Annotated in this window: 6 protein-coding genes and 8 tRNA genes; 2 read left to right on the top strand and 12 right to left on the bottom strand. The window is 39.4% G+C overall.

Annotation, left to right across the window (positions count from 1 at the left end; genetic code table 11):
* The first annotated feature begins 320 nt into the window (after positions 1-320).
* Together H5117_RS17785 and H5117_RS17780 are read left to right on the top strand one after the other, a co-directional pair.
* Positions 321-1,736, top strand: coding sequence for a sodium:alanine symporter family protein (locus H5117_RS17785; RefSeq protein WP_024603385.1), 1,416 nt, complete (start codon positions 321-323; stop codon positions 1,734-1,736).
* Between the two features lie 165 nt (positions 1,737-1,901).
* A complete protein-coding gene (locus tag H5117_RS17780; protein ID WP_182738804.1) occupies positions 1,902-3,500 on the top strand; it encodes a BCCT family transporter in 1,599 nt (532 codons plus the stop codon).
* A gap of 427 nt (positions 3,501-3,927) precedes the next feature.
* On the opposite strand, the gene H5117_RS17775 is transcribed toward H5117_RS17780, so the two are convergent.
* The 12 genes from H5117_RS17775 to H5117_RS17720 all read right to left on the bottom strand — a co-directional run bounded on the left by H5117_RS17775 (position 3,928) and on the right by H5117_RS17720 (position 9,385).
* Positions 3,928-4,014 (bottom strand) — tRNA-Leu (locus H5117_RS17775).
* Between the two features lie 38 nt (positions 4,015-4,052).
* Positions 4,053-4,126 (bottom strand) — tRNA-Cys (locus tag H5117_RS17770).
* 19 nt (positions 4,127-4,145) lie between these two features.
* Positions 4,146-4,221, bottom strand: a tRNA-Gly gene (locus H5117_RS17765).
* A gap of 49 nt (positions 4,222-4,270) precedes the next feature.
* Positions 4,271-4,357 (bottom strand) — tRNA-Leu (locus tag H5117_RS17760).
* 39 nt (positions 4,358-4,396) lie between these two features.
* Positions 4,397-4,472: transfer RNA gene (locus tag H5117_RS17755), tRNA-Gly, on the bottom strand.
* A 64-nt stretch (positions 4,473-4,536) separates the two neighbouring features.
* Positions 4,537-4,623 (bottom strand) — tRNA-Leu (locus H5117_RS17750).
* A gap of 37 nt (positions 4,624-4,660) precedes the next feature.
* A tRNA-Cys gene (locus H5117_RS17745) sits at positions 4,661-4,734 on the bottom strand.
* Positions 4,735-4,765: 31 nt separating this feature from the next.
* Positions 4,766-4,841, bottom strand: a tRNA-Gly gene (locus tag H5117_RS17740).
* A gap of 212 nt (positions 4,842-5,053) precedes the next feature.
* Positions 5,054-5,599, bottom strand: coding sequence for a CDP-diacylglycerol--glycerol-3-phosphate 3-phosphatidyltransferase (pgsA, locus tag H5117_RS17735; protein WP_182738803.1), 546 nt, complete (start codon positions 5,597-5,599; stop codon positions 5,054-5,056).
* Between the two features lie 42 nt (positions 5,600-5,641).
* Positions 5,642-7,465 (bottom strand): excinuclease ABC subunit UvrC, encoded by a 1,824-nt coding sequence (uvrC, locus tag H5117_RS17730; protein WP_039488521.1) that lies wholly within the window; start codon positions 7,463-7,465, stop codon positions 5,642-5,644.
* Between the two features lie 9 nt (positions 7,466-7,474).
* Positions 7,475-8,125, bottom strand: a complete 651-nt coding sequence (uvrY, locus tag H5117_RS17725) for a UvrY/SirA/GacA family response regulator transcription factor (RefSeq protein ID WP_002963136.1) — start codon at positions 8,123-8,125, stop codon at positions 7,475-7,477.
* A 108-nt stretch (positions 8,126-8,233) separates the two neighbouring features.
* On the bottom strand, positions 8,234-9,385 hold the full coding sequence (locus H5117_RS17720) for a dicarboxylate/amino acid:cation symporter (RefSeq protein WP_182696260.1): 1,152 nt from the start codon (positions 9,383-9,385) through the stop codon (positions 8,234-8,236).
* Between the last annotated feature and the right edge of the window lie 153 nt (positions 9,386-9,538).

The following is a 9,538-nucleotide window of genomic DNA, read 5'->3' as shown; positions in this document are numbered from 1 at the left end:
TTTGTCAACACTTAAATTTAAACTTTCTAAAAAGATTCAATCTAAGTTTTACTTAACACCCTGAGTTGTTCGTGCCTCGCTATGCGTTGCTGTTTCCCGTCTCAGTGGGGTCGCATTATAGGGAGCGGCGGATTTTACGCAAGCGTTATTTGCATAAAACAGTAATTAAAATTAAGCCCCAAGCAAGCGCACACGATAGACACAAGTTACCCACAAAACCCTGTTGATAACTCTGTTTTTGAACTTTAAAACTAAACACTTTTATCCTGATGTGATAAGTTGCGGTCACTTTTTTTAACTCATGTATTTAGGCAGTATCCATGACAGACATAATAAATAGTATAAGTGCCCTTCTATGGGGGCAAGTTCTCGTCTACTTATTAATAGCAGCGGGCCTCTTCTTTACTTTTCGACTAGGCTTTATTCAATTTGTGCAATTCCCACATATGTTCAAAGTTATGTTTGGTTCTCGTAAATGTGCCGATAACGAAATTTCATCCTTTCAGGCTTTTTGTACTTCATTAGCAGCTCGTGTCGGTACTGGCAATATGGCAGGTGTTGCCGTCGCCTTATACCTAGGTGGCCCAGGTGCTATTTTCTGGATGTGGCTTATTGCATTAATAGGTATGGCTACAAGTTTTGCCGAGAGTACTCTAGCTCAGGCTTATAAAACAAAAGATGCAGATGGTAATTTTAGAGGTGGCCCTGCTTATTATATGCAAAACGGTCTAGGCAAACGTTGGATGGGAACTTTATTCTCGTTATGTTTAATTTTAGCCTTTGGTTTAGTATTTAACGCAGTACAGTCAAACTCTATTGCTGCAGCATTTGAAGTAGCGTTTGATGTACCTAAGTATATAGTAGGCATTTGCTTGGTTATTGGTTCTGGCATCATTATTTTTGGTGGCCTAAAAACAATTTCTCGCTTTGCTGAAATGGTTGTGCCATTTATGGCATTAGCTTACCTGCTGGTTGCACTTTATGTATGCGCCATTAACTTTACTGCACTACCAGATGTGCTAGTACTTATTATAAAAAGTGCTTTTGGTATTGAACAAGCTGGTGCTGGTGCTATTGGATACGGTGTCACACAAGCGATGATCCAAGGTATAAAGCGTGGTTTATTCTCAAACGAAGCTGGTATGGGTAGTGCAGCTAATGCCGCGGCTACTGCGACGCCTTACCCTCCTCACCCAGCATCACAAGGTTATGTGCAAATGTTAGGCGTATTTATTGATACTATTGTTATTTGTACAGCGACTGCTTCTCTTATTTTACTATCGCAGCAATTAGTACCTGAATCTGGTGTTATGGGGATTGAACTTACACAAGCAGCATTACAAGAACATGTCGGCAACTGGGGTACTTACTTTATTGCTATTGCTATATTGTTTTTTGCCTTTACTTCTATTGTGGCCAATTACTCTTACGCTGAAACAAATTTAATGTTTTTAGAACACAACTCTAATAAAGGTATGTTTATCTTTAGACTTGTTGTTTTAGGTATGGTGATGTTTGGTGCTGTTGGTGAGCTTGGTTTAATTTGGACGCTGGCAGATATATCAATGGGTTTAATGGCCATTGTAAACGTTATAGCGCTATTTATGCTTTCAGGTGTTGTTGTATGGCTTTCAAAAGACTATAACGAACAACGCAAAAAGGGCTTAATACCCACCTTTGACAAAAGTAAGCATCCTAAACTTGCTAAAGAGGTTGACCCAGAGGCCTGGGAATAGAAAATAATCAGCGAGCTACGGCTCGCTTTTTTAGTTCTAAAAATAACAAATACTACGCTTAATCATCTCATTGCTTATAAATAAAAAGTTATATTAATTTTAAAACTATTTTATATTTAATTACGTAGGACATATGAATTAAGTTATCTATAAAAAGGAGAGCCGATGGATGACATGACAAAAAAATACAGTATAGACACTACTGATTACCAAGTTGGGCAAGATAATGTACAAAAGTGGGGATTTGATATCCATAATCCAGTATTTGGTATAAGCGCCTTCTTAGTTGTTTTATTTGTAATACTTACCCTAGTTTTTGACCCTACCGTTACCCGTGATGCACTAACCTCGACTAAAGACCTAATAATTAATCAATTTGATAGTTACTTTATGTTACTAGCCAATGCCTTTGTGATCTTTTGCGTTATTTTAGCATTTTCTCCTTTAGGTAAAATTCGGTTGGGTGGCGTAAAAGCTCGTCCTGAACATGGTTACATGTCATGGCTTTCAATGCTCTTTGCAGCAGGAATGGGGATTGGCTTACTGTTTTGGGGAGTTGCTGAGCCAACTGCATATTATACTGGTTGGTATCATATGCCTATGGGCGTTGAGCCAAACTCACCGCAAGCACACTCTTTAGCTTTGGGTGCAACCATGTACCACTGGGGTTTACATGGATGGGCGATTTACGCTGTTGTTGGATTAAGCTTGGCTTTTTTTGCATTTAATAAAGGCCTTCCATTATCTATACGTTCGGTTTTTTATCCATTATTTGGTGATCGCGCCTGGGGATGGCTCGGTCATATCATAGATATACTCGCTGTACTGTCTACTTTATTTGGTTTAGCTACATCGCTAGGCCTTGGCGCTCAACAAGCTACCAGCGGGATAAATTATCTGTTAGGCACTGATTACGGGACTGCTTTTCAAATATCTGTTATTGGTTTAGTAACGTGCATTGCAATTTTCTCAGTTATTAGAGGTATTGAGGGGGGTGTTAAAGTACTGAGCAATGTTAATTTAATTTGTGCATTTATTTTATTATTAGCCGTTATTGCCCTTACTTTCTCTGATGCAATTACTGCTATTTGGTTTACCCTTGGGGCGTACGTAGAGCACTTTGTACCTTTAAGTAATCCTTTTAATAGACCCGATGAAGATTGGATGCACTCTTGGACTGTGTTTTATTGGGCATGGTGGATATCATGGTCGCCGTTTGTTGGGATGTTTATTGCCCGAGTTTCAAAGGGGCGCACTGTACGCGAGTTTTTACTCGTCGTCATTGGCCTACCAACGCTTCTTAGTTTGGTTTGGATGGGCGTATTCGGAAATATGGCAATTACACAAGTTATAGATAAAGTTGGCCCACTTGGACAAAATGGTTTAACTGATATCTCAGTGACTTTATTTCAAGTATACGAGCAGTTACCTCTTTCTAGTTTTATTTCTATTATTTCTATAGCACTCGTTTTGGTGTTTTTTATAACGTCGTCTGATTCAGGATCGCTTGTAATAGATGGTATAACTGCGGGCGGTAAAATAGATGCACCAGTGCCACAACGTATATTTTGGGCTACAGTCGAAGGCGTGATTGCAGCAGTATTGCTCTGGGTTGGTGGCTCGCAAGCATTGCAAGCGCTTCAGTCGGGCGTAGTTACTACAGCTTTGCCGTTTTCAATAGTACTTATTTTAATGTGTGTTGCGCTTATTCAAGGCTTGTTGAGCGAGTATCCAATTTACAAAGCTCAGAGTAAACTGCAATAACAATTTATCCTTTATAAGCGATCCTCAAGGGTCGCTTATAAAATCTTCGCAATTCGTATAACTAAGTGCTTAACGCATTCCCTATACTCCCACCTTAAATTTATTTTAGACACCGCACTTCTATTACATTCATTAATGCCACCCCTCGTTAAAACTTAGGTGCAGGAGTAATTGCCAAGAAAATTAAATAACCAGCGTTCTGATTTTTTGCTCTGTTATAAACAGGTGCTCTTATACCAATTCGCTTAATTAAGTGATCTATTTTGAGGATGGTGAAACTCTAAGATATTAAAAGGAAATAGATTTTAAAGGTAAGTAGGTATTAAAAATAAGATTAGAGAATTTAAGTAAGAATAATTTTTGAATTTTTTAAAATTAGAAGCAATTTAGAATTTAAGTGAATTTTATCTGAGGATTTTAGTAAAGATGGTGCCCGAGGCCGGACTTGAACCGGCACGACTTGTTAGTCGAGGGATTTTAAATCCCTTGTGTCTACCAATTCCACCACTCGGGCATCGAGTTTGCTAATTAAAGCGTGTGGAGTAAATTATATGGAGGCGGAACCCGGAGTCGAACCGGGGTAAACGGATTTGCAATCCGGTGCATGGCCACTCTGCCATTCCGCCTAAATGTTTCCAAATAATTTGGAGCGGTACACGAGGCTCGAACTCGTGACCTCGACCTTGGCAAGGTCGCGCTCTACCAACTGAGCTAGTACCGCAAAATACTATTTTATCAACTTCAAATTATCTTGGTTAAACAATTTAAAGTGGTGCCCGAGGCCGGACTTGAACCGGCACGACTTGTTAGTCGAGGGATTTTAAATCCCTTGTGTCTACCAATTCCACCACTCGGGCATCGAGTTTGCTATTTAAAGCAAGTGGATAAAACTAATATGGAGCGGTACACGAGGCTCGAACTCGTGACCTCGACCTTGGCAAGGTCGCGCTCTACCAACTGAGCTAGTACCGCATCATATTAATTCTAAATTAACCATTTTATAAATTACACTTGGTAATGCAATTAAACCACAAAGTGGTGCCCGAGGCCGGACTTGAACCGGCACGACTTGTTAGTCGAGGGATTTTAAATCCCTTGTGTCTACCAATTCCACCACTCGGGCATCGAGTTTGCTAACTAAAGCGTGTGGAGTGTTGAAATGGAGGCGGAACCCGGAGTCGAACCGAGGTAGACGGATTTGCAATCCGGTGCATGGCCACTCTGCCATTCCGCCCCAGTACGGGGTATTAACCTTAAGATAAACTTGGAGCGGTACACGAGGCTCGAACTCGTGACCTCGACCTTGGCAAGGTCGCGCTCTACCAACTGAGCTAGTACCGCATTTTATTTATCAGTTATTTGAATTAGCACATGATGATTTATGTGAACATTCAGGCAACTGATTAATTACCGTTTCGTTTATCTCGGGGGCTATGCCCTCTCAACACGGACGCATTCTACAGAGATTATTAAACGCGTCAATACAAAAAATGCTAGTTTTGAACTGTTTGCTTGTTTTTTATCTAAAACGGTGCGTTATTATACATTTAGAGTTAATTTTTAGTCAATTCACCCCATGCTGCACGTAAATATTGCATCATAGAACTCAAGGTTAAAAAGGTCGCAATGTACAGTAGTCCAAAACTTAAATAGTTCATCCATGTATCATATTGCCAAATCAAACCGATAATGGCTAACATTTGTGCAGCCGTCTTGATTTTACCCATGTTTGATACAGCGACATTACCACGCTTACCCTGCTCTGCCATCCATTCACGAAGTGCAGATATGATAATTTCACGGCTTATTATAATAAGAGCAGGTATGGTCATGTACATTGACTGGTACTGATCAGATAACGCTACAAGTGAGGCACATACCATTACTTTATCAGCAACAGGATCTAAAAAAGCACCAAAAGGGGTTGATTGCTCAAGCTTTCTTGCTAAATAACCGTCTAGTATATCGGTGATTGATGCAAGCCAAAAAATAAAGGCGGCAGCAAAAAAAGCCCAGCTATAAGGCAAATAAAATATCACCAAAAAAACGGGGATAAGAAAAAGTCTAAATGTTGTGAGTGTGTTTGGAATATTCCACATAACTACTTGGATATGTCTTTTTTGCTATATTCGCATGTAGGGCTAGCCCTTGTCATGCAAATGGTTAAATATCTTCTCAGCCATGTCAGGGCTGATCCCAGGAACTTTCTTTAACTGTTCTATATTAGCAGCTTTTACTCCCTGCATGCCCCCTAAATATTTTAATAATGTTTGCCGACGCTTGGAGCCGACTCCATTTATTTCTTCTAGTAGTGATTGCGTACGTTGTTTTTGGCGTTTATTACGATGCCCTGCAATTGCAAAACGATGAGATTCATCACGTATATGCTGTATTAAATGTAGCGCAGGTGCATCTGAATCCATAGGAATGGTTTTTCGACCACCGTCAATTAATAGTGTTTCAAGGCCAGGCTTACGGCTAGTACCTTTAGCGACACCTACTAATAAAGGCATTTTTGTATGTGGCCAGTTAGAAAAGTACTGCTCCGCGCGCCCAAGTTGCCCCTTACCACCATCAATAAAGATAACGTCTGGAATTTTGTCTTCATCTACTAATTTGTTGTAACGCTTATTAAGTGCAAACTCCATTGCAGCATAATCATCACCACCGGTTATACCCGTTACATTATAGCGCCTATACTCTTTCGTATTTGGGCCTTGTGAGTCAAATACAACACAACTTGCAACAGTGTTCTCACCCATGGTGTGGCTTATATCAAAACACTCCATTCGGGTAATATCATCAAGTCGCAGTGTTGCTTTTAATTGTGCATAACGTTTATTAATAGAGTCTTGGGTACTTTGCTTAACTGCAATACTGTTTAATGCATTTTTATTGGCCAGTTGTAAGTATTGAGCACGCTCACCACGGGTAACTACTTTAAGTGTTACTTTGCGCTCACTTATTTGTGTGAGTGCTTCACCGAGTGCCCCGCTCTCTTCTATTTCAAAAGGTAATATGATTTCTTTTGCAATACGCCCTGTTGCTCCTGGCGCTAAATAGTACTGTCCTAAAAATGAAGTCAATATTTCTTGCTCACTTGAATCTTTAGGTACTTTTGGAAAATACGTTTTACTACCCAATACTTTGTGATCGCGGATCATTAATAAATGAATACCATTTAAACCATTTAAATGAGCAAAACCAACTACGTCCATTTCAGCAAAATTACCTGATATAGACTGTTGCTCCTGCATTTTACGAAGTAGCATTATTTGGTCGCGAACTTTTGCCGCCAGTTCAAAGTTTAATTGTAGGCTGGCTGCTTCCATTTTCTTTATTAAATCAGCAATAACTTCGTGAGATTTACCCGTTAAAAACTTACGGACATAGTCAACTTGCTCGCTGTAATCATCATCCGTAACTTTATTCACACACGGAGCTGAACAACGCTTAAGCTGATATTGCAGACACGGGCGACTTCTTGCGCGGTAATAAGCATCTTCACATTGACGAACAGGAAATATTTTTTGCATTAAGCGCAAGCTTTCAGATACCGCTCCCGCGCTCGGAAAAGGCCCAAAGTACTCACCTTTAATTTTACGGCTGCCACGATGAAACGCTAAACGAGGGTGTTTATGGCTAGTTAATAAAATATAGGGATACGACTTATCGTCGCGTAATAATATGTTGTAGCGAGGCTGGTATTTTTTTATTAGATTATTTTCAAGCAGCAGCGCTTCTGTTTCAGTATTAGTGAGTGTGACTTCGATGTCACAAATATTACTCACTAAAACGCGTGTTTTGCTATCGGTAATGTTACTTCTAAAGTAACTGCTCACACGCTTTTTTAAATGCTTAGCTTTACCAACATAAATAACTTGGTTGTCACTATCAAGCATGCGGTATACACCCGGCTCACTTGATAGCGTTTTGAGAAAATGTACGTGATCAAATTCAGACATAAATTATAGTTAGTACGAAACGTCTATATCAATCATTTTATGACGAATTGCTAAATGGGTAAGCTCAACATCACCACCTACATTTAGCTTTTCAAACATACGATAGCGATAGCTATTTACTGTTTTTGAACTTAGGTTTAAACGCTCAGCTATATTTTGTGCTTTTTCACCTTTAGTGATCATAAGCATAATTTGCAGTTCGCGTTCAGATAAGCTCTGAAAAGGATTTTCGTCTGTGCGACCTGTCACTTGCGCAAGTGCTATTTGCTGTGCAATTTCAGGAGCAATATAACGCTGACCGGCATGAACACAACGAATGGCACGCACCATTTCGTCAGAGCCAGCACCTTTAGTTAAAAAGCCATGTGCACCAATTTGCATTACTTTACTCGGAAACGGGTCTTCACAGTTAACGGTAAGCACAATAATTTTTACATCAGGGCAGTAACGACAAATCTTTTTAGTCGCTTCTAATCCGCCCATGCCTGGCATATTCATATCCATTAATACTATGTTTGGCGCATGCTGACGACAAAACTGTACAGCCTCTTCGCCAGTTTTAGCTTCACCAATTACTTTAAACCCTCGTACATCATCAAGAATACGCTTTATTCCTGTTCGTACAAGTTCATGGTCATCAACTAAAAGTACATTAATCAATGGAACATCCTCACTTACCTAACAACATGCAATTTAATTAAATTAATTTGCCACAGTAACATACATAAAGCGAAACAATAACTAATATTATTGCCTCGCCCTGATAGTTTAAGATGACGATTTTTCGCTAAATCTGTCAACCCATAACGCAATGATACCATCACCCGTTACATTACACGCAGTACCAAAGCTATCTTGTGCCAAATAAAGTGCAATCATTAATGCAACCGCGCCTTCATTAAACCCAAGCATGCTTGTTAATAAACCAAGCGCCGACATAACTGCGCCACCTGGAGCACCTGGTGCTGCAATCATTACTACACCTAACATCATAATAAACGGTAGCATACCCATTAATGAAGGGACTTCCATGCTTGGCGATAAAAACATAACAGCCATTGCACAGGTTACTATAGTGATAGTTGAGCCAGATAAGTGAATAGTCGCGCAAAGTGGTACGGTAAAGTTTGCTACATCTTCTTTAACGTTATTTGCTTTACTTGATTGAAGCGATACTGGAATCGTTGCTGCACTTGACATAGTACCTAACGCTGTAAAGTAAGCTGGTAGCATATTTTTAACTAATTCGATTGGATTACGTTTTAATAGTACACCTGTCGCTATATATAAAACGCTTAACCATAACCAGTGCATAACAAGCGCTGCAATTAGTACTACGCCAAATGTTCGCAGTGTATCTACCACAGTACCCGCTACCGTCATTTCGGCAAATACACCTGCAATGTAAAATGGTAAAGCAGGGATAATTACTTTTGATAATAATCCGTCAATCACATCTCGGCCCTGATCAGACACCTTTTTAAGCGTATCAAGCTCTAATTGGCTCATGCCTATACCAAATACAAAAGCAGTTACTAATGCGGTCATTACCCCCATCAAAGGTGGAATTTCTAAATCAATAAAGCTGCCAATTTCTGTAGCAACTTCTGCCTCGAATGTAATACCACCGCTTAAAAAAGGGATAACAGCACTTACTAATAAAAATGCAAGCGTACCTGCAATAATTGTAGAGCTATAAGCAAACCCGACTGTTTTACCAAGTAAGTGACCAGACCCTTTTGGTAGGCCTGCAATGCCTGATGCAATAAAAAATAATATAATAAGTGGAATGGTAAAAGAGATAATTTGACCAATCAGCTCTTTTACTGTGAATAAAAGTTCAACACCAGTTATAGGTACATATAGTCCAACTAGGATACCGGCCACAATACCGGCAATTAATTTTAAGATTAATTTCATTGTGATTGCTTAATTGAATTTAGATACGTGTTTTTATCATGTTTTAGACGCATTGTGTGATAAAACTATTCAAGTTACATTCATATGCACAAATATTAAACAAACACAGCTTAATTCAATACTCTTTTGAACATTTTTTGACTAAACGAAGTT

Origin of the sequence: Pseudoalteromonas sp. SG45-1 (assembly GCF_014164135.1) — a bacterium.
In the GTDB taxonomy this organism is placed as follows: Bacteria; Pseudomonadota; Gammaproteobacteria; order Enterobacterales; family Alteromonadaceae; genus Pseudoalteromonas; species Pseudoalteromonas distincta.
The sequence above is the reverse complement of the archived record's forward strand: the minus strand, read 5'-3'. Positions and strand labels throughout refer to the sequence as shown.

Bases quoted from the DNA above. Each gene is read 5' to 3' on its own strand.
- H5117_RS17785 (WP_024603385.1), top strand. From the start codon at position 321: ATGACAGACATAATAAATAGTATAAGTGCCCTTCTATGGGGGCAAGTT.
- H5117_RS17780 (WP_182738804.1), top strand. From the start codon at position 1,902: ATGGATGACATGACAAAAAAATACAGTATAGACACTACTGATTACCAA.
- pgsA (WP_182738803.1), bottom strand. From the start codon at position 5,599: ATGTGGAATATTCCAAACACACTCACAACATTTAGACTTTTTCTTATC.
- uvrC (WP_039488521.1), bottom strand. From the start codon at position 7,465: ATGTCTGAATTTGATCACGTACATTTTCTCAAAACGCTATCAAGTGAG.
- H5117_RS17720 (WP_182696260.1), bottom strand. From the start codon at position 9,385: ATGAAATTAATCTTAAAATTAATTGCCGGTATTGTGGCCGGTATCCTA.